The following is a 25174-nucleotide window of genomic DNA, read 5'->3' on the forward strand; positions in this document are numbered from 1 at the left end:
GCGTGAAAGCGTGTAGCTTAAAAAAGCGGTCCCGAATTATCTATTGTGGAAATCCGAAACCTTTTGCCATGATGCGTCTTGCTCGCCCGTCCGGATTCATACGCCAGGCTGCCTCGCGTACCCTGACCCCTCACCCGCTCAGCAGCTATGTGCCGATTCTGGCCATCCTGATTATTGTGCTGCTGATGGGCGTATTTGCCTGGGCGGTCAACAAGGAGCGCACGGATGAGCAATCCAATGAACTGATCCGCAATGCCTTGTGGGTGGAACAATCCCTGTCCTTTCAACTGCGCTCGCACGAAAACAATTTAAGCCGCATTGCCAGCGAAATTGAAATGCACTCCCCACCCATCACCACCCAGACGGCTTTAACGCAATTGCAGCATTTCAAGACGATTCATCCTGACCTGCTGAAAGTGGCCATCCAGGACCGCTTTGGCACGACCTTGCTGGTACGTCCACCCGGCGCCGACACCCGTATTGCGGCCCACGTCAGCACACCCAGAACCTCGACCTGGCTGCCAGCCTATTACTCCAGCGAGCACCAGGAAAGCGTGCTGGATCTGGTGGTTCCCATTTACGAGGACAATGCGATTGTCGGCACCTTGCGGGCCACTTTCTCCCTGGCGACCATCCTGATGGAAAACGTGCCCTGGTGGATTGCCGAGCAGTACCATGTTTCCCTGATTGACCAGGGCGACCAGACGCTGGCCACGCGCTCCAAAGGCGAGCCCGGCCCAAGCGAGCTGCGCTATGCCATGTCGGTGGACCCTCCCTTGCATGGGGTGCGTTTGCTGATGATCCCATACCCGCAGCAAAACATTCCCACGTTCACACTGCTGATGACCGTCATCGCCGGCCTAGCCTTGCTGGCTGTGGTGAACCTGGCCATGCAGCACCACTACGCCCGCAAGCGCCGTGATGCGGAACTGGCATTGATGCAAGAGCAGGCCTTTCGCAGCGCCATTGAAAACTCCATGGTCACTGGCATGCGCGCCCGCGATCTGGACGGCAAGGTGCTGTACGTGAACCCCGCGTTTTGCGAGCTGGTCGGCCGCCGCAGTGAGGACATTATTGGCCTGGCCCCGCCCATGCCCTGGTGGGTGCCGGAGATGATGGATGAAACCCTGGAGCGCCGGGACCGCCTCAAATCCACCCGCGCCGTGCAGGTTTTTGACACCCAGTTTCAACGACCCGACGGCTCTCGCGTCGATGTGCAGGTTTTTGAGTCCCCCCTGATTGATGCCCAGGAACAGCATGTAGGCTGGATCAGCTCCATCATTGACATCAGCTCGCGCAAGCAGGCCGAAGCCCTGGCCAGTTCACAGTCTGAACAACTGCACCACACAGCCAAGCTCATCACCATGGGCGAGATGGCCTCTACGCTGGCCCATGAACTGAATCAGCCCCTATCGGCCATTGCCAGCTATGCGGCTGGCTCCCTGAACCTGCTGGGTGCAGAGCCGCTGGACCCCAGGCAGCTGCGACGCGGGCTGGAGAGTCTGGCTGACCAGACGCGTCGCGCCGGGCAGATCATTCACCGTATCCATGATTTCGTGCGCAAGCGAGATCCGCAGCTCAGTCCCCTGAATCTGCCCGATGCCCTGCAGGGTGCCCTGGCCATGGCCAAAGCGGGCCTGCGCCATCACCAGATCCAGTTGATTGTGCCCTCCCACCCCGAGCGGCTACCCGTCATGGGCGACAAGGTTCTGCTGGAGCAGTTGATCTTCAACCTGCTGCGCAATGCGGCCGAAGCCATGTCAGGCCTGGAGCCGGAACGGCGCATTCTGGAAGTGACCATGCAAGCCAGCAATGGCGTGGTGCTGGTGATGGTGGCCGACCAAGGGCCCGGTGTGGCAGCGACGATCATGGCCGAGGTCTTCCAGGCTTTCACCACGACCAAAGCCCAGGGCCTGGGCATAGGTTTGAATATTTGCCGCTCCATTGTGGAGCTGCACCATGGCAAACTCTGGTTTGAAAACGGGGTTCCCCACGGTGCCACCTTCCTGTTTTCCTTACCCCTGATCGAACTATGACTAAGCGCGCTCCCCTGGTCCATATCGTGGACGACGACCCAGCCATCCGCGATGCCTTGTCCTGGCTGTTTTCCACTCGGCAGGTCCATACCGAACAGTGGGAGAGCGGCGAGGCTTTTTTAGCTGCCCTGAGTCCTGACACACACGGCTGCATTTTGCTTGATATCCGCATGGAGGGCCTGTCCGGGCTGGAGGTATTCGAGCAGTTGCGCGACCGCCAGTCCTGCCTGCCTGTCATCTTTCTGACAGGTCATGGCGACCTGCCGCTGGCCGTATCAGCCTTGAAACAAGGCGCGGCCGACTTCATTGAAAAGCCCTTTAATGACAACGATCTGGTGGATCGGGTTCTGGATGTGTTGCGCAGTTACGAAGCCAGTCAGCAAGAGCGGGACGATGAGCAGGCGCTGGAAGAGCGGCTCGATACCCTTTCCCAGCGCGAGCGCGAAGTGCTGGCGCTGGCCCTGGAAGGACGTCTGAACAAACAGATTGCCCAGGAGTTGAGCATCACCATGCGCACCGTGGAGGTCCACCGCGCACGAGCTCTGGAAAAAATGCAGTCGCGCACCCTGATCGAACTGGCGCGTCTGCTCGATCCAGCACGCTTGCGCGAAGACCGCCCCCCTCCAGGGCCTTAGGCGGGGCCCGCGCTGCGGATGTATATAATGCAACCATAAACAATTAGAACCGCGCACTAGGCCCGGTCTCCGGAGCGATCATGAGCACCACTACCGAAAATACTGATTTGCACCTTTCCCATCTGGATGAGGATGGAAAGGTTCAGATGGTCGATGTCAGCCATAAATCGGCCACCGCCCGCTCGGCCACTGCCCGCGCCGTGGTTCGCCTGAGCCCGGCCGCCTACCAGTTGCTGTCGGCCCAGCACAATGCCAAAGGCGAGGTGCTGAACACCGCACGCGTGGCGGGGGTTCTGGCCGCCAAGCGCTGCGCTGAACTGATCCCCATGTGTCACAGTCTGCCCCTGGATTTTGTCGGCATTGAGTTTGAAAGCGATGCCGCAGCGGGCACCATTGCCGTACTGGCCACCTGCCGGACCCGCTACACCACGGGCGTCGAAATGGAAGCCATGACCGCCTGCTCGATTGCGGCGCTGACGATTTACGATATGTGCAAAGCGGCTGACAAAGGCATTGTGATTGAGCAGACCCGTTTGCTGGAAAAAACCGGCGGCAAAAGCGGGACCTGGACGGCCTCGGTATAGGGCCTGTTGACCCTAAGCCCTTTCACGGAGATAGCATGACAAGCCCTTTGACCCCGACCAACAGACCTGAGAGCTTCACATTACGTGTCCTGTACTTTGCCCAGGTAGCCGAACGCACCGGCCAGCGTCAGGAAACCTGGGACTGGCCGCAGGAAGGCACCGTCCAGCAATGGACCGATGCCCTGCTGGAGCGCCACCCAAATTTGAGCGACATGGCCGGCCGACTGCATGTAGCGGTTAACCAGTTTCACGCCAAACCCACCGACCCTGTGCGCCCCGGCGATGAAGTGGCCGTCTTTGAGCCCGTCACTGGAGGTTAAAATGGTACGTATCCAGACCGAAGACTTTGATGTGGCGGCCCTGAATGCCGAGCTGCGTGCCACGGCAGGCGGCAAGGCCGGTGCCATGGTGACATTTACAGGTTATGTACGCGATCAGGCCGATGGCACCGCCACCGAATCCCTGTTCCTGGAACACTATCCTGGCATGTGCGAGCGCGAAATCGAAACCGTGTGCGAGCAGGCGCGCCAGCGCTGGCCCATTCTGGATACGCTGGTCGTGCACCGCGTAGGCGAACTGCATCTGAACGAACAGATTGTCTATGTTGGGGTCACCAGCGCCCACCGCGGCGATGCCTTTCGTGCCTGCGAGTTCATCATGGATGTGCTCAAAACCCGTGCGCCCTTCTGGAAGCGCGAAACCCTGGCCGACGGCCAGCGTTTCTGGGTGCAGCAGCGCGACAGCGACGCCCGAAAAACCGATTCCTGGAACACTACTGCGGACACCAGCAAGCATGTCTAAAGCCCAGACCGACCGACCTGCCGCACGTTTGAACGTGGCGGTTCTGACCATCTCAGAGCGCCGTGGCCCCGACGAGGACACATCGGGCGATTACCTGGCAAGCAGCCTGAGCGAAAGCGGTCACCATTGTGTGCAGCGCGCCATCAGCAAAGACAATATTTATGCCATTCGCGCCATCTTGAGCCAATGGATTGCAGACCCCGACATCCATGTCATCCTTTGCAATGGCGGTACCGGCTTCAGCCATAAAAAATCCACCATTGCGGCGGTAACACCGTTACTGGATCAAGTCATTACCGGCTTTGGCGAACAGTTCCGGTATTTGTCGTATCAGGATATTGGCTCCTCGGCCTTGCAGTCCGATGCCTTGGCGGGAACGGCCAACCGCACGCTGATATTTTGCCTTCCCGGTTCGGGCGGCGCCTGCGCACTGGCCTGGGAAAATATCCTGAAAGAACAGTTGGACAGCCGTCATCGTCCCTGCAATTTTGCCTCCCAGTATCTGGAACCGCATTCCCCTTAAAGCCTGAAAGCACCGGGGCCATCCGCACCCCCAAACGGTTCTTTGGGGCCTGCCCCTCCCCTGCTTCAGCCACGACCTTGTTTTATCGACTGTATCCAATCCTATGATCGAATTTGACGTAGCTCAGCAGCGCCTGGCCCAAGCGGGACAAGCCCCCACCCAAACCGAGCACTGCGAACTGGCCCACGCCCTGGGACGTATTCTGGCTCAGGACATCACCGCCCAACTGGACATGCCGCCCGCCGACAACAGTGCCATGGACGGCTATGCGCTGCGCCTGAGCGACATTGTCGAGGGCAAGGAACTGCCCATTCAGCAACGCTGCTATGCCGGGGATATTCCCGAACCCTTGCAAGCAGGTATGGCGATCCGCATCTTTACCGGCAGCATGTTGCCAGCCGGCGCCGATACCGTCGTCATTCAGGAAAACTGCCAGGAAGATGAGCACGGGGTGCGCATTCTGGAAATGCCCGTGGCTGGCGTGAACATCCGTCGCCGGGGCGAGGACATGCGCATGGGTGACGTGTTGATCACCACAGGTACCAAACTGACTGCGGCCCATATTGCGCAATTGGCGGCGCAAGGCCACGCTCAGCTACCGGTCTATCCACAACTGACTGTCGGCATTTTGACCACAGGCGACGAGCTGACTCCTGCCGGACAGCCCTTGCAAGCCGGCCAGATCTACAACTCCAACGCCCCCATGCTGCGTGCGCAACTGCAGGCGCTGGGCGTGGAGTCAGTGCACGCCGTCCATGCCAAAGACACGCTGGACGCTATTCAGGACGCCTTGAAAGACTTGCTGCAACGCTGCGACCTGGTTCTGACAGTCGGCGGTGTATCCGTCGGCGAGAAAGACTTTGTCAAACCTGCCATCGAAGGCATGGGCGGACAGCTGGATCTGTGGAAAGTGCGCATGAAGCCTGGCAAACCCCTGGCGCTGGCCTACATCGACAACAAGCCGCTGGTCTGCCTGCCCGGCAACCCGGTCTCTTCCTACGCTGTGTTTTCCTTGATGGTCTCTCCGCTGATTCGCCGCCTGCAAGGCCGCAAAGACGCACTGCCCGCCACACGCTTCGGCATTTTGCAAGGCGAGCGCCAATTCAAGGGTGACCGCGAAGAGTTTATCCGGGTACAGGTGGACAACGACGAGCTGGGCCGCCTGCTGGTGCGTCCATTCGGCAACCAGGGCTCTGGCGTGATCAGTTCTCTGCCCTGGGCCCAGGCACTGGCCCGCATCCCCGCAGACACCACCGTAGTGCCGGGTGATGCCGTTCGGCTCTATGAATACAGCCAGTGGCAGGCCTAGCTTCAGGGGCTCATTCCGCTTTTGGCTTGGCCCTACAAAACCGCCCTGCTCGGGGCGGTTTTTTTATGCCGTGTGTTGACGCAATTCTCGGATGTCGCCGCGACAGACACTCTGCCCTTAACGCGTTCACGTCAGGACACGCGGATACGTGAACGACCCTATCGCCCCCTCTTTTCTGCATGTATGCGTTCAGGGGAAACAGAGGAGCCCCAACAGGCCTACCAGCTTTGCGCCTGATCCAGATCCTGTGGCGTATTGATATTGAAAAAGGCATGTTCGGGGGCATCGCGCAAATCCACCGCTATCGCACCTATGCTCTGCAGAAAATTCATGACACGACGCTCACCACTGAGCAAATACGCTTTCAGCACCGCAGCCTGATCGGCACGCAGCAACAGGCAAAGGGGGTGGCTGCGTTCGGCCTGCACATAAGCGGCAACGGCACCCTGTTCTTCTACGGCCCTGCTCAGGCGTTTACCCAGATCGCTGGGAACAAAAGGCAAATCGACCGGACAGGACAAGACCCAGGGTGTGGTGACCTGATCGAGCACACTGGCCAGACCGGCTAGGGGGCCCAGATAGCCCTCCAGCTCAAGCGCATCGGGGACCACGCGGCCCCAATGCACATACTGCTCAGGATTGCGATTGGCACTGATCAATACAGGGCCGACCTGCGGGCGCAGGCGACGAACCACATGCTGAACCAGCGGCTGGCCCTGCAAGAGCAACAAGCCTTTATCAATCTGGCCCGACAAATCAAAGCGCCGGGCCCGCCCGCCTGCCAGCACGATACCGCTCATGTCCTGTGTGCTTATCATCCGCCGATGTAACTCATTTCTATACGGTCACGACTCGTGGTTTGCTCGCCACGAATCTCGGAATATCGGTCCTGCCGTCCGGTCCAGACCCCGTGCATATAGGCGGCTAACTGCTCGTCGGACGCGCCCGAGCGCAATTGCGCCCGCACATCATACCCCTGAGACGCAAACAGGCACAGAAACAGACGCCCTTCCGGGGAAAGACGCATGCGCGAACAGTCGCCACAGAAAGGTTGGGTCACGCTGGTAATCACCCCCACCTCTCCAGAGCCATCCTTAAAACGCCAGCGACTGGCGACTTCCCCACGATACTGTGCCGCAACGGGCTCCAGCGCAAAGCGGGACTGGATACGTGCCACTATCTCCGCTCCGCTGACCACCTCCTGAAGGTTCCAACCGTTGCTGGTGCCCACATCCATGTACTCAATAAAACGCAGGATCTGGCCCGAACCCTTGAAGTGTTCCACCATGGGCAGAATCTGATCGTCATTCAGACCTTTGCGCACCACCATATTGACCTTGACCGGGCTCAAGCCTACCGCCTGCGCCTTGGCAATGCCTTCCAACACCGTGGAGACGGAAACGCCACTGTCACTTAACTGCGTGAAACGGGCGTCATCGAGCGCATCCAGGCTGACAGTGACACGATTCAAGCCCGCCTCTTTCAAGGACTGGGCTTTGCGACCCAATAAAGTGCCATTGGTTGTCAACGTCAGTTCCACCGGCTCACCCTGCGGGGTGCGCAGCTTGGCCAGCATCGCGATCAGCACTTCGATGTTTCGTCGCAACAGCGGTTCGCCTCCTGTCAGCCGCAGCTTGCGCACGCCCAACGACACAGCCTGTCGTGCCACCCGCTCGATCTCTTCAAAACTGAGAAGGGAAGAATGGGGCAGGAACTCGTAGTCCGTACCAAATACCTCCCGCGGCATACAGTAGGTACAGCGGAAGTTGCATTTGTCCGTCAGGGAAATGCGCAAATCACGCAAGGGACGCTGACGTTTGTCCCGGGGCTGCCCCTCGACCGGCGCAAACCGCACGGTAGGGCGACGGGACGCGTCGACACGGCCCGTTTGCGGCGTCTGCTCAGGGCGGGCTAGCACCGCCTGTGCAAGCTCCGATCCAGAGGGCGGCGTATCGCCTCGCCCAGGAAAAGCGATCTCCGAATCCGAAGAACTCGCCTCTTGATATGGCCTGGCCTGAGCGCTGTCTACAGACAGAGGCTCACGTTTTGGCCCATGCTCATCGCTCATGGTGTTCTCTTTTTCAAGGACAGGGTTCGTCCCCGTCTCATGGTGTGTGTTTTCGTCATGCAAAGGGGCTTAACGCCAAAGCAAATCGGCAGCCCGCCCAAATGCCTGTTCCAGCGTCATGATCTGACCTAGCCCCCGTGGGTCGTAACCCACCAGATCTTCCATAAATTGACTATACGCGCAACCGCCAATCACGTTCATCAATTGCTGCATAGGAGCCTTATCCAGCAATTCCTGCTCGAGCGCAATGAAGTAACGTTCCTGCGCCAGGGGTATGAACTCCAGCCCACAACGGCTGGCCGCCGTTTCCACGCCCAGGCCGGTATCGGCCATGCCACTGGCCACATGCGCTGCCACCGCCATATGCGTCAATTCTGTTGTTTCAAAGCCCAGCACCGCATTCGTGTTTACCCCTAACTGACCCAGCAGCAAGGTAGCCAGAAAGCGGGTGCTGGAACCCATCTGCCGGTTTACAAAGCGCACATCGGGCCGCAGCAAATCCGCCATGCCCGTGATGTTCTTGGGGTTGCCCTTTTCCACAAACAGGCCTGTGCGTCGGGTAGACAGAAAAATCAGTCGGTGACGCGCCGGTGACAGCCACTGTCCGTACCGGCGCAAAGCCGCCGCCTCAAACTCACCCACTGGCACCTGAAAGCCGGCCAGATCGCAATCCCCGCGCTCCAATGAGGCCAGGGCCTCGATCGCGGTGCGGTAACGCAGCTCCAGAGGCAAACCCTCACGCTCGTTGGCAAAGCGCATCAAGCCTTCAATCGCAAATCCATGGCTGGCCTGAAACCGCAGACGGTCCAAGGGTTGAGCGTACAAACGACCCAGTTCCTCTTCCAGCTCGGAAGCCATGCTCTCCAGGGTTGGCGTCAGGCGCGCATCCAGACGCCGGTTCGCCCACAGCAAACGCTGGGCGAACTCGGTCAACTTGGTGCCTTTGCGGCGGGACGTCTCCAGCAGGGCCGCATCAAACTGTTTTTCAGCATTGCGCAACAAGCCCCAGGCATGCCTATAGGAAAACCGGCATTCCTTGCTGGCTCCGGCCAGATGCCCCAATCGTTCGATGGCACCTAACAGACGCAGCACGTCTCCCATGGGAAGCTCAACGCCGTCTGCATTTTCCAGAATCCATTCAGAGCGCAGCCGGGCTTTGAATTTTTGTTTGGTCATGTGTTTTTTAAGACCGGTCGTGTTTTCGTATTTATGTTCTGTGCTGCATGTACCAAACATTATATATGCGAATAATTGCTTATTGAAGTTACGTACTTAAGTGGTTAGATTACGGGGGAAAACACAATCAAATAATATGCACGGCTGTGCATAAAAATATGGAGGCGCAGGCTCCCGTTCCGGGCACCGCGCACACAGGACATGCAAACTACCCCCCATGCGCAGGAACAGGCCCGGTCCGGCCTGACACCTGAAGAGCTTGCCTTGCAGGCCGTGCAGGAGCACGCCGGTCAAAAAGGTAACTTGTTGCCTATATTGCACACGATTCAGGACCGGCTAGCCTGTATTCCCGATTCCGTGGTGCCGGTGCTGGCCGAGCAGCTCGCCCTGTCACGGGCAGAAATTCATGGCGTGATCTCCTTTTACGCCCATTTCCGCAGCCAGCCCCACGCAACTCACACCCTGGAAATCTGCAGGGCCGAAGCTTGCCAGGCGCGGGGTGGACTGGAACTGAGCGCTCATGCCCGCCGCCGTCTGAACTGTGACTTTCATGAAAACAGCGAGGACGGTCAGTACACGCTGGAGCCTGTTTACTGTCTGGGCCTGTGCGCCCAGTCTCCTGCCGTCATGCTGGACGGTGTTCCCCACGCACGCGTTACGCCCGAAAAGCTGGACGCGCTGCTAAGCCGCCCGGAGTCCCAATCATGAGCACCATTACCGTTTATATTCCGCGCGATACCGCGGCGGTTGCCATGGGTGCGCATCAGCTCGCCCGGCAACTGGCGGCCCAGGCCAAGGAACGCGGTCTGGATGTGCAAATTGTGCGCAATGGTTCGCGCGGTTTGCTGTGGCTGGAGCCCATGGTGGAAGTGCAAACGGCAGAAGGCCGTGTGGCTTACGGCCCTGTCCAGACCGAGGATCTGCCTGGCCTGTTTGACGCTGGTTTCCTGCAAGGCGGTGCACATACCTTGTGTCACGGTCTGACGGACGCCATCCCCTACCTGAAGAATCAGGAACGCCTGACGTTTGCCCGCGTGGGCATTATTGATCCGGTCAGCGTGGCCGATTATCAGGCCTGTGGTGGCTTTGAAGGTTTGAGCAAAGCGCTGGCCATGGAGCCGGCCGCCATTGTGAAAGAAGTCACTGACTCCGGCCTGCGTGGTCGGGGCGGTGCGGCTTTCCCGACCGGCATCAAATGGAACACGGTACTGAACACCCCGGCACAGCAGAAATACATTGTCTGTAATGCCGACGAAGGCGACTCGGGCACGTTCTCCGATCGCATGCTGATGGAAGGCGATCCGCTTTGCCTGGTAGAAGGCATGACGATTGCTGGTCTGGCCGTCGGTGCGACCTATGGCTACATCTATGTGCGTTCCGAATACCCGCTGGCGGTGCAAGCATTGAACGAAGCCATTGAGGCAGCGCGTGCAGCAGGCTGGCTGGGCAAGAACATACAGGGCAGCGGGCGCGAGTTCGATCTGGAAGTGCGCAAAGCGGCAGGAGCCTATATTTGTGGCGAAGAAACCGCCCTGCTCGACAGCCTGGAAGGCAAGCGCGGCATGGTGCGAGTCAAACCACCCTTGCCGGCAATCAAAGGCTTGTTTGGTCAACCCACCGTCATCAACAACGTGGTGTCCCTGGCCTCTGTGCCCATCATTTTGGCCAAGGGCGGTGCCTATTACCAGAACTACGGCATGGGCCGCTCGCGCGGCACCCTGGCGTTCCAGTTGACGGGTAATCTGAAAAACGGCGGCCTCGTGGAAAAAGCCTTCGGCGTCACGCTACGTGAACTCTTGTACGACTACGGTGGCGGCAGCGCCAGCGGTCGTCCCTTGCGTGCGGTCCAGGTCGGCGGCCCATTGGGTGCTTATCTGCCTGAGCATCAGTGGGATGTCCCTCTGGACTACGAAGCCTACATGAAGATCAATGCCATGGTCGGTCACGGTGGTCTGGTGGCCTTTGACGATACGGTGGATATGGCCCACATGGCGCAATACGCCATGGAGTTCTGCGCCATCGAATCCTGTGGCAAATGCACTCCCTGTCGGATCGGCTCCACGCGTGGCGTGGAAACCATCCAGAAGATCCGTCGCCGCGAAGACATGGACAACCATGTCGAGCTGCTACGCGATCTGTGCGACACCATGTTCTCCGGGTCCTTGTGCGCCTTGGGCGGCATGACCCCTTACCCCGTCCTGTCCGCGCTGGAACACTTCCCCCAGGATTTTGGACTGGCCCCGCAAACCGAGCAGGACCTGGCCAAGGTCTAAGACGGAGATCACCATGAAAGAAACAGTCGCCGTACGCGAACGTGACCTGGGCACCCCAGCCTCGACCCAGACCGAGATGGTCAGGCTGACCATTGATGGCCAATTGATTGAAGTGCCCGTGGGCACTTCCGTAATGCATGCCGCCGCCTTGGCTGGCATCAACATTCCCAAACTGTGCGCCACCGATTCACTGGAAGCCTTTGGCTCCTGTCGCCTGTGTCTGGTGGATATCGAAGGCCGCCGCGGCCACCCTGCCTCCTGCACGACGCTAGTGGAAGAAGGCATGGTCGTGCAGACCGAAAACGACACCTTGCACAAGCTGCGCCGCAACGTGATGGAGCTGTACATCTCCGATCACCCGCTGGACTGCCTGACCTGTCCTGCCAACGGCAATTGCGAGCTGCAGGACATGGCCGGCGTCGTGGGCCTGCGCAGCGTGCGCTACGGCTTTGACGGCGCCAACCATCTGGACGACACCACCGACAACTCCAATCCTTACTTTGCCTATGACTCCAGCAAATGCATTGTCTGCAATCGCTGCGTACGTGCCTGTGAGGAAGTACAGGGCACTTTCGCGCTGACCGTAGACAAGCGCGGCTTTGAGTCGCGCATCACTGCCGGCCAGAATGATGATTTTCTGGGCAGTGACTGCGTCTCCTGCGGTGCCTGCGTCCAGGCCTGCCCCACGTCTTCGCTGATGGAGAAATCTATCATCGACCTGGGTCAGCCCGAACACGCCGTCATCACCACCTGCGCCTACTGTGGCGTAGGTTGTGGCTTCAAGGCCGAAATGAAGGGTGACAAGGTCATTCGCATGACGCCCTGGAAAGACGGCAAGGCCAATCGTGGCCACGCCTGCGTGAAAGGTCGTTTCGCCTGGGGTTACGCCACGCACCAGGATCGAATCCTGAACCCCATGATTCGCAAGAAGATCACCGACCCCTGGCAGGAAGTGTCCTGGGAGGAGGCTCTCAACTACGCCGCCTCCGAGTTCCGTCGCATTCAGGATCAGCACGGTCGTGACGCCGTGGGCGGTATCACCTCCTCGCGCTGCACCAACGAAGAGACCTATCTGGTGCAAAAGCTGGTTCGCGCCGCCTTTGGTACCAACAACGTGGACACCTGCGCCCGCGTCTGTCACTCTCCGACCGGTTATGGTCTGAAAATGACACTGGGTGAATCGGCGGGTACCCAAACCTTTGACTCGGTCATGCACACCGATGTGGTGATTGTGATCGGCGCCAACCCCAGCGCGGCACACCCCGTCTTTGCGTCGCGCCTGAAACGACGCTTGCGCCAGGGCGCACGCCTGATCGTGATTGACCCGCGCCAGACCGAGCTGGTCAGCTCGCCGCACATCCAGGCCGATTACCACCTGCCGCTGCGCCCCGGCACCAACACCGCCATTCTGACCGCCATGGCTCACGTCATCGTTACCGAGAATCTGGTCAACGAATCCTACGTGGCCGAACGCTGTGATACGGCCGCTTTTGAGGAGTGGCGCCAATTTGTCAGCCAGCCCCAGAACTCGCCAGAAGCCATGGCCGAGATCTGCGGCGTGTCCGCGGACGACATCCGTGGTGCAGCCCGTCTGTACGCCACCGGCGGCAACGGCTCGATTTACTACGGTCTGGGCGTGACCGAGCACAGCCAGGGCTCCACCACGGTGATGGCCATTGCCAACCTGGCCATGGCCACCGGCAACGTGGGGCGCGAAGGCGTGGGCGTCAATCCGCTGCGTGGTCAGAACAACGTGCAAGGCTCCTGCGATATGGGCTCGTTCCCGCATGAGTTCCCCGGCTACCGTCATGTCTCCGACACAAGCGTACGCCAGCAATTTGAACAGGCCTGGGGCGTGCCCCTGCAGTCCGAACCTGGGCTGCGCATTCCCAATATGTTTGAGGCCGCCTTAAGTGGCAGTTTCAAGGGGCTGTACTGCCAGGGCGAGGACATTGTTCAATCAGACCCCAATACCCAGCACGTGGCCGCCGCCATGGCCGCCATGGAGTGTGTGGTGGTGCAGGATCTGTTCCTGAACGAAACCGCCAAATACGCGCACGTTTTCCTGCCTGGCTCGTCTTTCCTGGAAAAAGACGGCACCTTCACCAACGCTGAGCGCCGCATCTCGCGCGTGCGCAAGGTCATGGAGCCCAAAGCCGGCATGGCCGACTGGGAAGTCACCTGCGCCTTGGCCCGAGCTCTGGGCTACCCCATGAGCTACGATCACCCCAGCCAGATCATGGACGAGATCGCCCGCCTGACCCCCACCTTTACCGGCGTGTCCTACCAGCGCATTCAGGAACTGGGCGGCAGCGTGCAGTGGCCTTGCAACGAACAGGCCCCGGATGGCACCCCCACCATGCACATTGACCAATTCGTGCGAGGCAAGGGGCGCTTCATGTTGACCCAGTACGTCCCGACTGAAGAACGCAGCAGCCGCAAGTTCCCCTTGCTGCTGACCACCGGTCGCATCTTGTCGCAGTACAACGTGGGCGCTCAGACCCGCCGTACCGAGAACGTCGCCTGGCATGCCGAAGATTTGCTGGAAATTCACCCGGCAGATGCCGAGGACCGAGGCATTCGCAGTGGTGACAAAGTCTCGGTCAAGAGCCGGGCGGGCGAGACGGTCTTGCGTGCAACGGTCACCGAACGGGTGCAGCCAGGGGTGGTCTATACTACGTTCCACTTTCCCGAGTCGGGCGCCAATGTGGTCACCACCAACAATTCGGACTGGGCCACCAACTGCCCCGAGTACAAAGTGACGGCTGTGCAGATTCAACGCGTCACGTCCGACTCGGCGTGGCAAAACCGCTGGAACCGCTTCAACGAGATTCAGCAGCGCCTCCTGCAAGGCGAGACTGTCCCCGCCGCGGACCTGCCAGACCCGGAGGATCACCCCTGCTCGCCGGAGCATGCCCCGGCGGTCGCGAAAGTATGATGCGTACTAACCGACCTTAAGGAGTTGCCACGTGAGCCAGGCAGATTTTCGTGATGCCAGTGCCCCTGCCACCGTATGGCGGCAGGCGCGTACCCCGGCGCAAGCCAACACCGGAAACCTGCCCCAGGAGGACCAGGACATGCTGGCCCGCGAACAAGCCGTTGCCCTGGAATTCAATGGCATCAGCCATAGCGCCTTGCTATGCAGTCCCAGCGATCTGGAAGATCTGGCCTACGGATTTTCCATGACCGAGGGCATCATCCGCGATGCAGACGATATACGCAGCGTGGATGTGCTGGAAGGCGAACGTGGCAGCTTGTTGCAGATCGAGATTGCCAGTGCGTGTCAGCATCAGTTAAAGGCACGCCGCCGTCAGCTGGCAGGCCGTACAGGCTGTGGTCTGTGCGGCCTGGAAAGCCTGGACGAGGTACGCCGGGCGCTGCCCCGTCTGCAAGCTCCCCATCACCGGCCCGATGCCAACGCCATCTTCCGGGCTCTGGATGCCTTGCGCTCCAGCCAGCCCTTGCATGGCCTGACCGGGGCCACTCACGCCGCTGCCTGGTGCAATCTGCAAGGCGATATCCTGGCCGTTCGCGAAGATGTTGGCCGTCACAACGCGCTGGACAAGCTGCTGGGACACCTGCTGCGCAACGATATTGATCCCCGCTCTGGCATGGTGCTGATTTCCAGCCGTGCCAGCTTCGAGATGGTCCAGAAAGCCGCTGCCATGGACATCAGTTTCGTGGTGGCCGTCTCCGCCCCCACCACCTATGCTGTACAGATTGCCGATGAACTGGGCGTCATGCTGGCCGCCTTTGCCCGTGACCGCAGCTTCACGCTGTACAGCCATCCCCACTACCTGAATTCTGCCGAGTCTGCCTCGGCCACCTCACCATGAATATTGTCCCTTTGATTCCCATGGCCAACCAGATCGGCCAGTTCTTTGAAACCCTGAGCAATCGGGAGCAGGGTCTACGCGAAATTGCCGACCATATACAGAAATTCTGGGACCCGCGCATGCGTCGCTCCCTGCTGGATTTTGTAGAGCAGCACCCGAATGGCAAAAGTGAAGATGGCGAGCTGACCGCCATCGTGCTGCAAGCTGTCCTCACGCACAGGCAGCAGCTAGAGCCGCGCCAGCAATAAACCGGCTCTGCGCAAGCCTGCGGCCACTGTGCCTACAGCCAGCCCCCAGGCTGGCTTTTTTGATGCCATACCTCTTCAGTAAACGCGCGGATCAGGCCTGGCCACGGCAGGCTGTGAAGATAAAAAAACCCGCCTGGGCGGGTTTTTTTAGGGACCTGAAAACGATCAGTCGTGTTCTTTGACGCGATACACCAGTACGGTGTTTTTGGCCATGTTCAACACCTTGATGGTGACACTGCCCAGCAACAGGCGGGACAGACCACTGCGGCCGTGGCTGCCGATAAAAATCAGATCACACCCTTCCTGCTCGGCGACCTGCACAATACCGTCGGCCACGTTAAAGTTGGACACGGATTTACCGGTCGCCTTTACACCCGCGGTTTCGGCACGATCCAAAATCTGCTGCAGGTATTTTTGTGACTGTTCTTTGGCGGTTTTGTCGTAGTCCTCGTCGGTGATGGCGTAAGCCGCGGCCATACCATCAAAACCCACCGTGGCGGCAAACGGCTGCGTCACGTGCAAAGCCAGAATTTCGGCTCCCATTTGGCGGGCAAAGGTCACGCCCTTGTTGGCTGCCTGAGAGGAGAGCTCGGAACCGTCAGTTGGAATCAGAATTTTCTTGAACATGGCATAACCCCTTTGAATGGAGACAGATAGCTTAGCGCTGCTTACAGGCGCAGGACAAGCGGATAAACACCTGAACCTTGAGCCAGGTCAGGTTTCGTTCAATGCGCGAAACAATACGGCACAACGTGTGCCGGTGCGGCAATAGGCCAGGGTCGGGGCTGGCAAGGCTTCCAATAATTGGCCAAAACGGGCAACATCAGCAGGGGTAATGGCACTACCGACCACCGGCTGATACTCTACCTGCAAGCCTGCTGCCTGAGCGGCCTTCATCACATCAGCTGACAAAGGCTGATCGGGGCCGCCCTCCAGGTCAGGCCGGTTGATAATAACGCTTTTGAAGCCCGCATCGGCTACCGCTTGCATGTCCTCTCCCGACAACTGAGGGGCGACGGCCAATTGCTCGGTCAAAAACTGGTGTGGAAAGGACATAGACACTCCTGAAGTCGGGATAAACTAAATCAGTTCAAAGGAAAAATAGTATGTTCCCCCCCGAGAGTACGCAAGCCCCTTTCGCCTCGTCCCTGCCTAAAGGCAGCCAGGCCAGCACCTTGCTGATCCGCCCCGCCAGTCTGGAAGACATGGCGGCGGTGCAAGCCATCTATGCCTATCATGTGCTGCACAGTACGGCGACCTTCGAACAAAGCCCGCCTGACGAACAGGAAATGCGTCGCCGTTTTGCCCAGGTGCAGGAGCTGGGCCTACCCTGGCTGGTCGCACAACTGGATGGGCAAATCGTCGGTTATGCCTATGCCACCAGCTACCGATCCCGCCCTGCGTACCGCTTCACGGTAGAGAACGCCATCTATCTGGCTCAGGGGCAGATTGGCAAAGGCCTGGGCAAGGCGCTATTGGAACAAGTGGTGATGGAGTGCGAAAAAGGTCCCTGGCGACAAATGGTGGCTATTATCGCCGGCCATGACAGTCGGGGCTCCATCGCATTGCACCGTTCACTGGGCTTTGCCCATGTCGGCACCCAACCGGCGGTGGGCTATAAATTCCAGCAATGGATTGATGTGGTCATCATGCAGCGCAGCCTGGGAGAAGGCAGCCACAGCCTGCCTGCCACCCAAGTCTAGCAACCCGGTTCAGGCGATTCTCAGACTGTACTGATCCAGCCATTGTTGCAGCTGCGGGCTGGCGAGCACCTCATACTCCGCCAGCCGCTGTGCGCCCACCGGGTCATCAGGCACACTGCGTAGCGCGGGGTGGCACATCATGCTGTCTCCATGCTGCATGACAGCCAGCCAGGCCCTGACCAGTTCACCGTAGCGCTGCCTGCCTCCCTGGAAATCGTACACACCGGTAAAGCCGGTATTCAAGGTGATCCCCCGGGCCCGGGCCAAGCGTGACAACTGGCTGGAACCGAGGGCCGCAATAATCCGTGCCTTGAATCGGTCCTTGAACGCAAAGCCGCTTGCCAGTCGATCAGCGCCGGTATAGCGCAGCCAGGGCAAGCGGGCGGCATAGCGACGCTCCACTTCGGCCAACAAGGCCTCACGAATCATGGGTAGCTGATGCACATGTTGGTGCCCATCAATGTAGTCAGGCCCCTGTCCCATCACCTGCTCAAACTTATCCAGCTGGCGGGCCACGCTGTCCTTGATCTTCTGGCTGTCCAGACGATTCAGCAGGCTGCGAATAATGACCTGCTTGAGCGGCATCGCATAAACACCCGCTTGTCCGGCAAACTCGGTAAAATTCAGATGCAAGCCTTTTTGCAAGGTACTCTGACGCAGCGCTGGAGCATTTTGTATAAAGCTGTTCCCATCGACCAGGCAGGAGGTTCCTGTCAGGCGCCGGGCCTGGGCCAAGCTCAAGATGGCCTCGTCTACAGCCTGGGCCATGCCGAAATCATCCGCGCATATACTGATCTGCCTGTCTTTGGCCACCGCTCGCTCCGCTTTCGCTTTATGTCTCGTCAAATCATTCTGTTCATTCTGGTCGGCACCCTGGCCGCCTTCACGCACTGGGGGATTGTAATCGCCCTGGTGCAAACGCTGAGCCTGTCGCCCTTGCTGGCCAATCTTTTTGGCTGGCTGACTGCCTTTCTGGTGTCATTTGGTGGCCATTACTGGCTGACCTTCCGGTCCCAGAATGCCCGTTTCCTGCCCGCGCTATCCCGTTTTTTTCTGGTGTCGGCTGCTGGCTTCGCCGTGAACGAAGCCAGCTACGCTTTCTTGCTGAATCACTCCGGCCTGCGTTACGACCTGCTGCTGGGCTTGATTCTTATTGGCCTGGCGGTGCTGACGTTTCTGGCTGGGCGACTGTGGGCGTTTCGCCGCACATAAGCTCGTACTCATCGCTATCAAAGCGCCACAAGGCGATGCGCTGGTCATCATACAGGCGCTGGGCATGGTTGAGCACCTGGCTTTGGCGCACCGCGTCAGGCGCACCGATCAGCCACACTACGGCTGCCCGGTCCCGGCACAACTGCTGGCGCAGGGTTGGCCGGTCTATCAAGATCTGCGCCCCGCGATGAGGCTCGAAACGTGCCGCTTCCACTAGCTCCTTACGCCAGCTATCCGTATGCATGATCTCCGGATCATCCCAACGGCCCATCACACTGACGTTCGACATGCCCGGTACATAAAACCCCAGATCGTAGCGGTAGTCATTGAGATAAACGATACGATCTCCCTTGTGGTACTGGGGGGCAAGAACGCGGCCCAAGGCCTGACTATTGACCTGTGGACGTAGCACCATGGTCAATACCGCGACCAGACAGACCGTGAGGCAAACCGCCACACTCCCGACAGCAAAACGCGCTACTTTCGCTTCCCCCTCCCGCTGGCTTTGGCGGATCAGACCATCGGTCAGAAAAAAAGCCCAGGGCCCCATGGCGGGCAGCACATAGCCCAGCAGCTTGGACGTGGGTATGGAGAAAAAAATCAGGACCGTCAGCAAAGCCGACAACATCAGCCCCCGTACCGCCCCCAAGCCATCCGGCGTGTGGTCGGCGCCTCGGCCCCGCCGGAACAAAAAGGGCGTCCACCCTAAGGTGGCCACCGGCATCAAGGCGAAGTAGAACCAGAAGGGTTGCGGGTTGTTAAAACCCGTTTCCAGAAAGCGCTGGAAATGCTGGTAGACGATGTAATAGTCGAAAAATCCCGGATAGCGGGCTTGCATGACCCACATCCAGGGCGTGGCCACCAATGCCAGCAGGCCCAGGCCGGTCCAGGAAAACAGCCGCAGCAAGACGCGCCACTGACCACGCCCCAGCAACCAGAACACCAGCACGCCACCGGGAATCAGAATCCCGATCAGGCCTTTGGCCAGAAAGGCCAGACCCGCCATGACATACAGCCCCATCAATGCCAGCCGATAGGCGCGTCCCTGCTCCATTTGCAAGGCGGCATGTGCACCAAGCAGCACACAGCTGCTGATCAAGGCCGCCACTGTCATATCCAGATTGGCGTAGTGGGAAGCGCCGAACAGCAAAGGACTGCTGGTCAGGATCAAAGCCGTCCAGGCGGCATGTTGCCGACTGGCATGACGCTTCAAAAAGGCATGCATTCCGGCAATCAGCAGCGCGGCCATCAGGGCCGGGACCAGACGGGCGCCGACAAAATTGACGCCCAGCACTTTCAGACTCAAGGCGGTGAGCCAGTAATGCAGCGGTGGCTTATGAAAAAAAGGCAAACCATCCAGACGCGGCACCAGATAGTCACCGGACTCCAGCATGGACAGGGCAACACCCACATAGCGTCCTTCGTCCGGAATCAGCAAGGGGTAGACTCCCAGCGTCAGAGCGAACCACAGCAGTGCGAGCAGTCCCACCCAGGCGCTGGGCAGCGTACCCAGGCGCTCTACGCCACGGCGCAGCCAGCAGGCCATCCCATCAGACTGCCCATGTGGGACCGTTGCGCCAGAAGGGGAAAATGAATTATCGATACTCATCGTTCACGATCAAACCAAGAGAGTGAGGCAGCCACTGTCGTGGCTGTCGACATGAATCAGAATATCGTTGTAGCGTTCAATTACATTTGACGGCATTTTGCCCATTAAACGGCAAAAATCACCTTCAATCCCCTGATGGAGCCTGACGCTGGGAGGCGTTCGGCTCCTGGCTTTGCGACGGCACGGGAACGGAGGACAAGCCCTGCCCCCGACGGCGATGAACCAGATACAAGGGCCGGTTCTTGACCTCGGCAAAGATGCTGGCGACATATTCGCCCACGACACCCAGCGACAGCATGTTCACGCCGGCAAAAAACAGCACCACCGTAATCAAGCTGGCCCAGCCCCGCACCGCATCGCCATAGAGCAAATGCTTAAAGATAATGAACAAGCCATAACTGAATGACAGCATGGCCAGTATCGCACCTAGCAAACTTAGCAAGCGCAGCGGCCAGGTGGTGAAGGCCGTCAGACCGTCCACGGCAAAGCGCAACAACTTTGCAGGACGAAAGCGGCTAACACCATGCAGACGCTCCGCAGGCGAGTAATAAATAGGTTCGGAAGGAAAGCCCACCCAGGCAAACAAGCCTTTCATGAAACGGCTGCGCTCGGGCAAGGCCAACAAGGCATCGACCACACAACGATCCATGAGGCGAAAATCCCCCGCGTCGCGTGGCACCCGCAAGCCATTGGACGTACGCATGAGCTTGTAGAACAAGCTGGTGCCAGCCCGCTTCATCCAGGTCTCATCATCGCGGGTTTCGCGCACGGCATAGACCATTTCCAGACCCGTGGACCAACGCTCCAACATGGCTTCAATCAAGGCGGGGGGATGCTGCAAATCCGCATCCATACACACCACGACCTGCCCGCGACTGGCCTCCAGACCTGCCGTCAACGCCGCTTCTTTGCCAAAGTTGCGGGATAACTGCAGATACACCAGTTGAGGATAGGTTTGCCGCAACTGCTCAACCACCAACGGGGTTGCGTCCGTGCTGCCATCATCGACGAAAATGATTTCAAAATCCGGGACCAGTTCGCGCAACTTCGCCACCAGAACCGGCAGCAAAGCGGGCAGGTTTTCTGCTTCATTCAAACCAGGGATGACGCAAGAAAGCGTTTGGGCCTGTCTTTTTGTAATCATTATTCCTAGCGCACCATGTTGTAACAAAATAGGATTCAGCCAACAAAAAGTAATCGTAGCTTGCCAGCCCGCCTAGTGCAATTTACCTTCCGTGATACTTGTGTTTTATAAAGAACGCTGTTCAAAACCTGATCCACCTTTGCCCTGCCGGCTTAACCGGCCAAGCGTTCAGAACGCTACATCTACACTTCTGAAACTGCAGTCGAGTGTAGGGACACAGGCGTTGAATCTGCGTGAAATCAAGCACAGCAATGTGTGTAAACCAGATGTTTCCTTTCCGGCTTGACCCCGGCGAGCGCTGCCAATAAGATAGATAAAATATATATCTTTAAATTCAAAATATTATGGCTCTCAATCCTTTATGTACCCGCCAGGAAATTCATGATCTGGTCTGGGATTTCTATGACCGTATCCGGATGGACGATGTTCTTGGCCCGATTTTTTCAGAACGCATCAAGGATTGGGATACGCATCTGGGCGTCATGGAGGAGTTCTGGTCCTCCTTGCTGCTCAAGACAGACGGCTTCAATGGCAACCCGATGGCCAAGCACTTGTCGCTCCAGCACATTCAAGCCAGTCACTTTGAACAATGGTTGCGTCTGTTCAAAGAAACCTGCCAGGAGCGTGAAAACCGGGCCATGGCCGAGCTGGCACTGGAATATGCCCAGCGCATCGCCCGCAGCTTCTGGTTTGGCTACCAGTTCCAGCACAACCCCACCCAAGTAGCCACAGAGTTGCAACTGCCCTGATCATGCGTCTGACCAATCTTACCGATTATGCCCTGCGTCAATTGATGTATCTGGGCCAGAATGAAGACAGGCTCTGCACCATCGCGGAAATTGCCCAGTACCACCAGATTTCCCAGGCCCACCTGATGAAAGTAACCCATCTGCTTGCCAAGGGCGGCTGGATTCAGACGCAGCGAGGAAAAAATGGTGGGATGCGCTTGGCACGCCCTGCCGAGGACATCAATCTGGGCGAGCTGGTCCGTTACACCGAAACAGATCTTGCCGTCGTGGAATGCCTGGGCAGCGGCACCCATTGCATTCTGAGTGGGCGCTGCAATCTCAGCAGCATTCTCAAGCAGGCCCTGGTCCAGTTCCTGAGCTATCTGGACAATTACACCCTGCGTGACATTATTGTTCCGGGCAGCAGCCCCGAACAGACCATCGCCTGGCCAACCCGGTCCCTACACTCCGCCTGAGCGGGCACACAGGAGAGCGCTAGTCAGCAGGTGGCAGCGCAGCAGGTGGCAGCGCAGCAGGTGGCAGCGCAGCAGGTGGCAGCGCAGCAGGTGGCAGCGCAGCAGGTGGCAGCGCAGCAGGTGGCAGCGCAGCAGGTGGCAGCGCAGCAGGTGGCAAATGGCCCCGGATTCCTTGGAATCCGGGGCCATTTGCACGATCTAAGGGCTCGTCTTACGCCGGGAAAATCAAATCGCTACGAACCGTGCCGGGATGCGCGCGGATTGCATCGAGCACCTCCTGATCAGGCACACGATCCAGGTCTGTCATGGCATAACCCAACTCGCCCTGCGTTTGCAGTTGCTGACGAGTGATGTTAATGCCGTGCTGAGCCAGAATATTGTTCAGGCTGCCCATCGCCCCCGGCACGTTGCGATGGACATGCAGCAAACGAACCGCCCCCTGGATGTCGTAGTACGACACCTCCGGAAAATTCACGGCCCCCTTGGTCGCACCACTGCGCAGATAACTGACCAGCTTTTCCGCCACTTCACGGCCGATATTCTCTTGCGACTCCTGCGTGCTGCCGCCGATATGCGGTGTCAAAATAACATTGGGCATACCGATCAACGGGCTCTTCAAGGGCTCGTCCACGCTTTTCGGCTCGACTGGAAAAACGTCCAGCGCCGCCCCTGCCAGATGGCCACTGACCAGCGCCTGATGCAAGGCATCAATGTCCACGACCGTACCGCGCGATGCGTTGATCAGAATGGAACCCGGCTTCATGGCCGCGATGGTCTCGGCATTCATGATGTTCTGCGTTCCCTGGCCACCGGGAACGTGTAAGGTCACTACATCAGATTCAGCCAGCATCTGTTTCAAGCTGCCGTAAACACGCGCATTGCTCAGAGGAAGCTTGGATTCGACATCATGATAGAGCACGCGCATACCCAAGGCCTCTGCCAAGGTGCCGACTTGAGAGCCGATATTGCCGTAACCAATCACACCCAGCGTCTTGCCGCGAATCTCGAAGGCACCATCGGCGCTTTTGTCCCAAAAGCCCTGATGCACACGCAGGTTTTTCTCGGGGATACGACGCAGCAACAAGATGGCCTCACCCAGCACCAGCTCGGCAACCGAGCGCGTATTGGAGAACGGCGCATTAAAGACCGGGACACCGCGGTTTTGAGCCTGCTCCAGGTCCACCTGGTTGGTCCCGATACAAAAGCAGCCCAGCACTTTGAGCTGGTCTGCCTGTTCCAGCACCCGGCGGTCAAACTGAGTGCGGGAACGGATGCCCACAACTTCTGCGCCTTTGACAGCCTCCAGCAGCTCTTGACCCGACAAGGCTCCCTTGTAGGTCTGAATGTCGGTCAAGCCCGCCGCCTCAAAAACTTCACGGGCGCTAGGATGAATGTTCTCAAACAGGACAATGCGACTCATGATGGTTCCAGTCATTTAAATAGTATCTAAATGGTACTATTTTTTTGACCTGACTGAGTGAGCATCAACAATAGCAACAGGGGATTGCTGGACGGAGGGCAGAACCGGACCCTCAATCCGCGCCCAACAGCAAAAACCCAGGCTTGGAAAACTGCTTCCAAGTCCTGGGTTAGTCGTACAGGCGGCGCCGGATCACTAGCGGCCGCCGCGGAACAGCTCCCTATCAGGAACCAAATGGCACCGGACGGGGTGTGTTGTCACGCGATGGGGGCAAAATAGGCAACGTGATTTCAGGCTGCTTGCCCGTCAGCGTTTTCAGGAACGCCACGATCTGGGCATTTTCTTCCGCAGTGAAACTGCGTCCCAGCTGCAGCCGGCCCATGGTGTCGACCGCTTCGGTCAGAGTATTGACCGCGCCGTCATGGAAGTAGGGGTAGGTCAACTCCACATTACGCAACGTGGGCACCTTGAAATTGAAACGGTCGGCATCCTTGCCCGTTACAGCTGCACGACCTTCTGCAGGGTTCGTGGTCTGGTAGGGTTCGACCAGGCCCATTTTCTGGAAAGAGGTGCCGCCCAGGTTGGGACCATTGTGACAAGCCACGCAGCCACTGCCTTTGAACAGTTGATAACCGGCCAGTTCCTGATCTGTAATGGCTTTTTTGTCACCCTTTAACCACAAGTCAAAGCGGGAGTCCGGGGTCACCAGGGTTTCTTCAAACGCCGCAATCGCCGAGGTGACTTCATCAATACCGAAATCGTCCTTGCCAAATACCTGCTTGAACTCGGCCTTGTACTCGGGGATCGAGCTCAGAAACTCCATGGCCAGTTCATGTGTAAATGCCATTTCCTTCGGGTTGGCAATGGGGCCGCCGGCCTGCTCTTTCAGATCGCTGGCTCGACCATCCCAGAACTGGGCCAGGTTCAGGCTGGAGTTAAGGACGGTCGGTGAGTTGATCGGGCCTTCCTGCCAGCGATCCCCAATAGAGGTGCGGATATTGTCCGTGCCCCCCATGCTCAGGTTGTGGCAGGAATTACAGGAGATAAAACCCGAGCGTGACAAACGGGGCTCAAACCACAGCTTTTTACCCAGCTCCACCCGTGCAGGGTCCGTGACAACGGCGGCAGGGATGGGCTGTACAGGTTCATTTTCCTGGCCCTGCGCGGCAGTGCCCAGCAACAAACCGGCAGCCAGAGCAGAGAGAGTGAACAGGCGTAATTTCATAACAACTTCCTTATGGGATGACAGAGCTTCCTGCCAGTAAGGAGTCCGGGTAGGACGCATAACCCTGCTGGCCTTATGGACATCGTAAGGAATGCCATTTCATTACACATTGATACATCGCAAGGAAAGAATCTTTCTTCAGATCGTTAGGGAACTTTCGGTGAAAAG

The 25174-nt window shown here is 58.6% G+C and carries 27 protein-coding genes; 16 read left to right on the forward strand and 11 right to left on the reverse strand.

Going from position 1 to position 25174, the window contains the following annotated elements:
- The first annotated feature begins 68 nt into the window (after nt 1-68).
- The 7 genes from V6936_RS10300 to V6936_RS10330 all read left to right on the forward strand — a co-directional run bounded on the left by V6936_RS10300 (nt 69) and on the right by V6936_RS10330 (nt 5888).
- The gene (locus tag V6936_RS10300; protein ID WP_131071299.1) at nt 69-2036 is read left to right on the forward strand and encodes a PAS domain S-box protein; all 1968 of its coding nucleotides are present in this window, start codon (nt 69-71) and stop codon (nt 2034-2036) included.
- Nucleotides 2033-2671 carry a response regulator transcription factor gene (locus V6936_RS10305; RefSeq protein WP_059318658.1) on the forward strand — a complete coding sequence of 213 codons (639 nt, stop codon included), beginning with the start codon at nt 2033-2035 and terminating at the stop codon, nt 2669-2671. Before V6936_RS10300 ends, V6936_RS10305 begins: the two co-directional genes overlap by 4 nt.
- A gap of 80 nt (nt 2672-2751) precedes the next feature.
- Nucleotides 2752-3255 (forward strand): cyclic pyranopterin monophosphate synthase MoaC, encoded by a 504-nt coding sequence (gene moaC, locus V6936_RS10310; protein ID WP_003803737.1) that lies wholly within the window; start codon nt 2752-2754, stop codon nt 3253-3255.
- 35 nt (nt 3256-3290) lie between these two features.
- Nucleotides 3291-3575 carry a molybdopterin converting factor subunit 1 gene (gene moaD, locus V6936_RS10315; RefSeq protein WP_301606738.1) on the forward strand — a complete coding sequence of 95 codons (285 nt, stop codon included), beginning with the start codon at nt 3291-3293 and terminating at the stop codon, nt 3573-3575.
- 1 nt (nt 3576) lies between these two features.
- The gene (locus V6936_RS10320; protein ID WP_059318657.1) at nt 3577-4056 is read left to right on the forward strand and encodes a molybdenum cofactor biosynthesis protein MoaE; all 480 of its coding nucleotides are present in this window, start codon (nt 3577-3579) and stop codon (nt 4054-4056) included.
- Nucleotides 4049-4579 carry a molybdenum cofactor biosynthesis protein B gene (gene moaB / locus V6936_RS10325; protein WP_059318656.1) on the forward strand — a complete coding sequence of 177 codons (531 nt, stop codon included), beginning with the start codon at nt 4049-4051 and terminating at the stop codon, nt 4577-4579. The genes V6936_RS10320 and moaB overlap by 8 nt, the downstream gene beginning before the upstream one ends.
- A 103-nt stretch (nt 4580-4682) precedes the next feature.
- Nucleotides 4683-5888 carry a molybdopterin molybdotransferase MoeA gene (locus V6936_RS10330; RefSeq protein WP_131071297.1) on the forward strand — a complete coding sequence of 402 codons (1206 nt, stop codon included), beginning with the start codon at nt 4683-4685 and terminating at the stop codon, nt 5886-5888.
- Between the two features lie 218 nt (nt 5889-6106).
- Here V6936_RS10330 and mobA read toward each other — a convergent pair whose 3' ends face one another.
- The 3 genes from mobA to V6936_RS10345 all read right to left on the reverse strand — a co-directional run bounded on the left by mobA (nt 6107) and on the right by V6936_RS10345 (nt 9132).
- On the reverse strand, nt 6107-6688 hold the full coding sequence (mobA, locus tag V6936_RS10335) for a molybdenum cofactor guanylyltransferase MobA (RefSeq protein WP_081050097.1): 582 nt from the start codon (nt 6686-6688) through the stop codon (nt 6107-6109).
- 14 nt (nt 6689-6702) lie between these two features.
- Nucleotides 6703-7956, reverse strand: coding sequence for a GTP 3',8-cyclase MoaA (gene moaA, locus V6936_RS10340; RefSeq protein WP_230406253.1), 1254 nt, complete (start codon nt 7954-7956; stop codon nt 6703-6705).
- A gap of 69 nt (nt 7957-8025) precedes the next feature.
- The gene (locus tag V6936_RS10345; RefSeq protein WP_039943870.1) at nt 8026-9132 is read right to left on the reverse strand and encodes a substrate-binding domain-containing protein; all 1107 of its coding nucleotides are present in this window, start codon (nt 9130-9132) and stop codon (nt 8026-8028) included.
- Nucleotides 9133-9333: 201 nt separating this feature from the next.
- Here V6936_RS10345 and V6936_RS10350 point away from each other — a divergent pair, with 201 nt between their 5' ends.
- Genes V6936_RS10350 through V6936_RS10370 form a run of 5 tightly spaced genes read left to right on the forward strand, consistent with a single transcriptional unit; the run spans nt 9334 to nt 15489 of the window.
- The gene (locus tag V6936_RS10350; protein ID WP_003803748.1) at nt 9334-9840 is read left to right on the forward strand and encodes a formate dehydrogenase subunit gamma; all 507 of its coding nucleotides are present in this window, start codon (nt 9334-9336) and stop codon (nt 9838-9840) included.
- Nucleotides 9837-11405, forward strand: coding sequence for a formate dehydrogenase beta subunit (locus V6936_RS10355; protein WP_003803749.1), 1569 nt, complete (start codon nt 9837-9839; stop codon nt 11403-11405). Before V6936_RS10350 ends, V6936_RS10355 begins: the two co-directional genes overlap by 4 nt.
- Nucleotides 11406-11418: 13 nt before the next feature.
- Nucleotides 11419-14343: a formate dehydrogenase subunit alpha gene (fdhF, locus tag V6936_RS10360; RefSeq protein ID WP_059318652.1), complete on the forward strand. Its 2925-nt coding sequence runs from the start codon at nt 11419-11421 to the stop codon at nt 14341-14343.
- A gap of 31 nt (nt 14344-14374) precedes the next feature.
- Nucleotides 14375-15241, forward strand: a complete 867-nt coding sequence (fdhD, locus tag V6936_RS10365; RefSeq protein ID WP_003803754.1) for a formate dehydrogenase accessory sulfurtransferase FdhD — start codon at nt 14375-14377, stop codon at nt 15239-15241.
- Nucleotides 15238-15489 (forward strand): formate dehydrogenase subunit delta, encoded by a 252-nt coding sequence (locus tag V6936_RS10370; protein WP_219235656.1) that lies wholly within the window; start codon nt 15238-15240, stop codon nt 15487-15489. The genes fdhD and V6936_RS10370 overlap by 4 nt, the downstream gene beginning before the upstream one ends.
- A 165-nt stretch (nt 15490-15654) precedes the next feature.
- Here the strand turns inward: V6936_RS10370 and V6936_RS10375 are convergent, their stop codons facing one another.
- The gene (locus V6936_RS10375; protein WP_003803758.1) at nt 15655-16116 is read right to left on the reverse strand and encodes a universal stress protein; all 462 of its coding nucleotides are present in this window, start codon (nt 16114-16116) and stop codon (nt 15655-15657) included.
- Between the two features lie 87 nt (nt 16117-16203).
- Nucleotides 16204-16545, reverse strand: a complete 342-nt coding sequence (locus V6936_RS10380) for a TIGR01244 family sulfur transferase (protein ID WP_003803759.1) — start codon at nt 16543-16545, stop codon at nt 16204-16206.
- A 50-nt stretch (nt 16546-16595) separates the two neighbouring features.
- On the opposite strand from V6936_RS10380, the gene V6936_RS10385 reads away from it, so the two are divergent.
- Nucleotides 16596-17192, forward strand: coding sequence for a GNAT family N-acetyltransferase (locus V6936_RS10385; RefSeq protein WP_003803761.1), 597 nt, complete (start codon nt 16596-16598; stop codon nt 17190-17192).
- Between the two features lie 9 nt (nt 17193-17201).
- Here the strand turns inward: V6936_RS10385 and V6936_RS10390 are convergent, their stop codons facing one another.
- Nucleotides 17202-17960 (reverse strand): ChbG/HpnK family deacetylase, encoded by a 759-nt coding sequence (locus V6936_RS10390; RefSeq protein WP_100214885.1) that lies wholly within the window; start codon nt 17958-17960, stop codon nt 17202-17204.
- Between the two features lie 66 nt (nt 17961-18026).
- Here V6936_RS10390 and V6936_RS10395 point away from each other — a divergent pair, with 66 nt between their 5' ends.
- Nucleotides 18027-18404, forward strand: a complete 378-nt coding sequence (locus V6936_RS10395) for a GtrA family protein (RefSeq protein WP_039943765.1) — start codon at nt 18027-18029, stop codon at nt 18402-18404.
- On the opposite strand, the gene V6936_RS10400 is transcribed toward V6936_RS10395, so the two are convergent.
- Nucleotides 18343-20013 carry an ArnT family glycosyltransferase gene (locus V6936_RS10400; RefSeq protein ID WP_336579825.1) on the reverse strand — a complete coding sequence of 557 codons (1671 nt, stop codon included), beginning with the start codon at nt 20011-20013 and terminating at the stop codon, nt 18343-18345. The genes V6936_RS10395 and V6936_RS10400 overlap by 62 nt on opposite strands.
- Before the next feature lie 124 nt (nt 20014-20137).
- Nucleotides 20138-21157, reverse strand: a complete 1020-nt coding sequence (locus V6936_RS10405; protein ID WP_003803766.1) for a glycosyltransferase family 2 protein — start codon at nt 21155-21157, stop codon at nt 20138-20140.
- A 344-nt stretch (nt 21158-21501) separates the two neighbouring features.
- On the opposite strand from V6936_RS10405, the gene V6936_RS10410 reads away from it, so the two are divergent.
- Together V6936_RS10410 and V6936_RS10415 are read left to right on the forward strand one after the other, a co-directional pair.
- Nucleotides 21502-21906, forward strand: a complete 405-nt coding sequence (locus tag V6936_RS10410; RefSeq protein ID WP_003803768.1) for a group III truncated hemoglobin — start codon at nt 21502-21504, stop codon at nt 21904-21906.
- Between the two features lie 2 nt (nt 21907-21908).
- Complete coding sequence (locus V6936_RS10415; protein ID WP_003803771.1) at nt 21909-22361, forward strand: RrF2 family transcriptional regulator; 453 nt, start codon at nt 21909-21911, stop codon at nt 22359-22361.
- Here the strand turns inward: V6936_RS10415 and V6936_RS10420 are convergent.
- The 3 genes from V6936_RS10420 to V6936_RS10430 form a co-directional block, all read right to left on the reverse strand.
- On the reverse strand, nt 22347-22550 hold the full coding sequence (locus V6936_RS10420; protein ID WP_336579826.1) for a hypothetical protein: 204 nt from the start codon (nt 22548-22550) through the stop codon (nt 22347-22349). The two genes, V6936_RS10415 and V6936_RS10420, sit on opposite strands and share 15 nt — an antisense overlap.
- Before the next feature lie 22 nt (nt 22551-22572).
- A complete protein-coding gene (gene serA, locus V6936_RS10425; protein WP_003803772.1) occupies nt 22573-23781 on the reverse strand; it encodes a phosphoglycerate dehydrogenase in 1209 nt (402 codons plus the stop codon).
- Nucleotides 23782-24004: 223 nt separating this feature from the next.
- Nucleotides 24005-25006: a cytochrome-c peroxidase gene (locus V6936_RS10430; protein WP_003803773.1), complete on the reverse strand. Its 1002-nt coding sequence runs from the start codon at nt 25004-25006 to the stop codon at nt 24005-24007.
- Between the last annotated feature and the right edge of the window lie 168 nt (nt 25007-25174).

It is taken from the genome of Alcaligenes sp. CHO6 (assembly GCF_037120595.1).
GTDB classification, from domain to species: domain Bacteria; phylum Pseudomonadota; class Gammaproteobacteria; order Burkholderiales; family Burkholderiaceae_B; genus Alcaligenes; species Alcaligenes ammonioxydans.

Bases quoted from the DNA above. Each gene is read 5' to 3' on its own strand.
- fdhF (WP_059318652.1), top strand. From the start codon at position 11,419: ATGAAAGAAACAGTCGCCGTACGCGAACGTGACCTGGGCACCCCAGCC.
- moaB (WP_059318656.1), top strand. From the start codon at position 4,049: ATGTCTAAAGCCCAGACCGACCGACCTGCCGCACGTTTGAACGTGGCG.
- V6936_RS10380 (WP_003803759.1), bottom strand. From the start codon at position 16,545: ATGTCCTTTCCACACCAGTTTTTGACCGAGCAATTGGCCGTCGCCCCT.
- moaA (WP_230406253.1), bottom strand. From the start codon at position 7,956: ATGAGCGATGAGCATGGGCCAAAACGTGAGCCTCTGTCTGTAGACAGC.
- V6936_RS10350 (WP_003803748.1), top strand. From the start codon at position 9,334: ATGCAAACTACCCCCCATGCGCAGGAACAGGCCCGGTCCGGCCTGACA.
- V6936_RS10305 (WP_059318658.1), top strand. From the start codon at position 2,033: ATGACTAAGCGCGCTCCCCTGGTCCATATCGTGGACGACGACCCAGCC.
- mobA (WP_081050097.1), bottom strand. From the start codon at position 6,688: ATGAGCGGTATCGTGCTGGCAGGCGGGCGGGCCCGGCGCTTTGATTTG.
- V6936_RS10420 (WP_336579826.1), bottom strand. From the start codon at position 22,550: ATGGCCCCGGATTCCAAGGAATCCGGGGCCATTTGCCACCTGCTGCGC.
- V6936_RS10390 (WP_100214885.1), bottom strand. From the start codon at position 17,960: ATGGCCCAGGCTGTAGACGAGGCCATCTTGAGCTTGGCCCAGGCCCGG.
- moaC (WP_003803737.1), top strand. From the start codon at position 2,752: ATGAGCACCACTACCGAAAATACTGATTTGCACCTTTCCCATCTGGAT.
- V6936_RS10370 (WP_219235656.1), top strand. From the start codon at position 15,238: ATGAATATTGTCCCTTTGATTCCCATGGCCAACCAGATCGGCCAGTTC.
- V6936_RS10410 (WP_003803768.1), top strand. From the start codon at position 21,502: ATGGCTCTCAATCCTTTATGTACCCGCCAGGAAATTCATGATCTGGTC.
- V6936_RS10330 (WP_131071297.1), top strand. From the start codon at position 4,683: ATGATCGAATTTGACGTAGCTCAGCAGCGCCTGGCCCAAGCGGGACAA.
- V6936_RS10375 (WP_003803758.1), bottom strand. From the start codon at position 16,116: ATGTTCAAGAAAATTCTGATTCCAACTGACGGTTCCGAGCTCTCCTCT.
- V6936_RS10320 (WP_059318657.1), top strand. From the start codon at position 3,577: ATGGTACGTATCCAGACCGAAGACTTTGATGTGGCGGCCCTGAATGCC.
- moaD (WP_301606738.1), top strand. From the start codon at position 3,291: ATGACAAGCCCTTTGACCCCGACCAACAGACCTGAGAGCTTCACATTA.
- V6936_RS10415 (WP_003803771.1), top strand. From the start codon at position 21,909: ATGCGTCTGACCAATCTTACCGATTATGCCCTGCGTCAATTGATGTAT.
- serA (WP_003803772.1), bottom strand. From the start codon at position 23,781: ATGAGTCGCATTGTCCTGTTTGAGAACATTCATCCTAGCGCCCGTGAA.
- V6936_RS10400 (WP_336579825.1), bottom strand. From the start codon at position 20,013: ATGAGTATCGATAATTCATTTTCCCCTTCTGGCGCAACGGTCCCACAT.
- V6936_RS10345 (WP_039943870.1), bottom strand. From the start codon at position 9,132: ATGACCAAACAAAAATTCAAAGCCCGGCTGCGCTCTGAATGGATTCTG.
- V6936_RS10385 (WP_003803761.1), top strand. From the start codon at position 16,596: ATGTTCCCCCCCGAGAGTACGCAAGCCCCTTTCGCCTCGTCCCTGCCT.
- V6936_RS10395 (WP_039943765.1), top strand. From the start codon at position 18,027: ATGTCTCGTCAAATCATTCTGTTCATTCTGGTCGGCACCCTGGCCGCC.
- V6936_RS10300 (WP_131071299.1), top strand. From the start codon at position 69: ATGATGCGTCTTGCTCGCCCGTCCGGATTCATACGCCAGGCTGCCTCG.
- V6936_RS10430 (WP_003803773.1), bottom strand. From the start codon at position 25,006: ATGAAATTACGCCTGTTCACTCTCTCTGCTCTGGCTGCCGGTTTGTTG.
- V6936_RS10355 (WP_003803749.1), top strand. From the start codon at position 9,837: ATGAGCACCATTACCGTTTATATTCCGCGCGATACCGCGGCGGTTGCC.
- V6936_RS10405 (WP_003803766.1), bottom strand. From the start codon at position 21,157: ATGATTACAAAAAGACAGGCCCAAACGCTTTCTTGCGTCATCCCTGGT.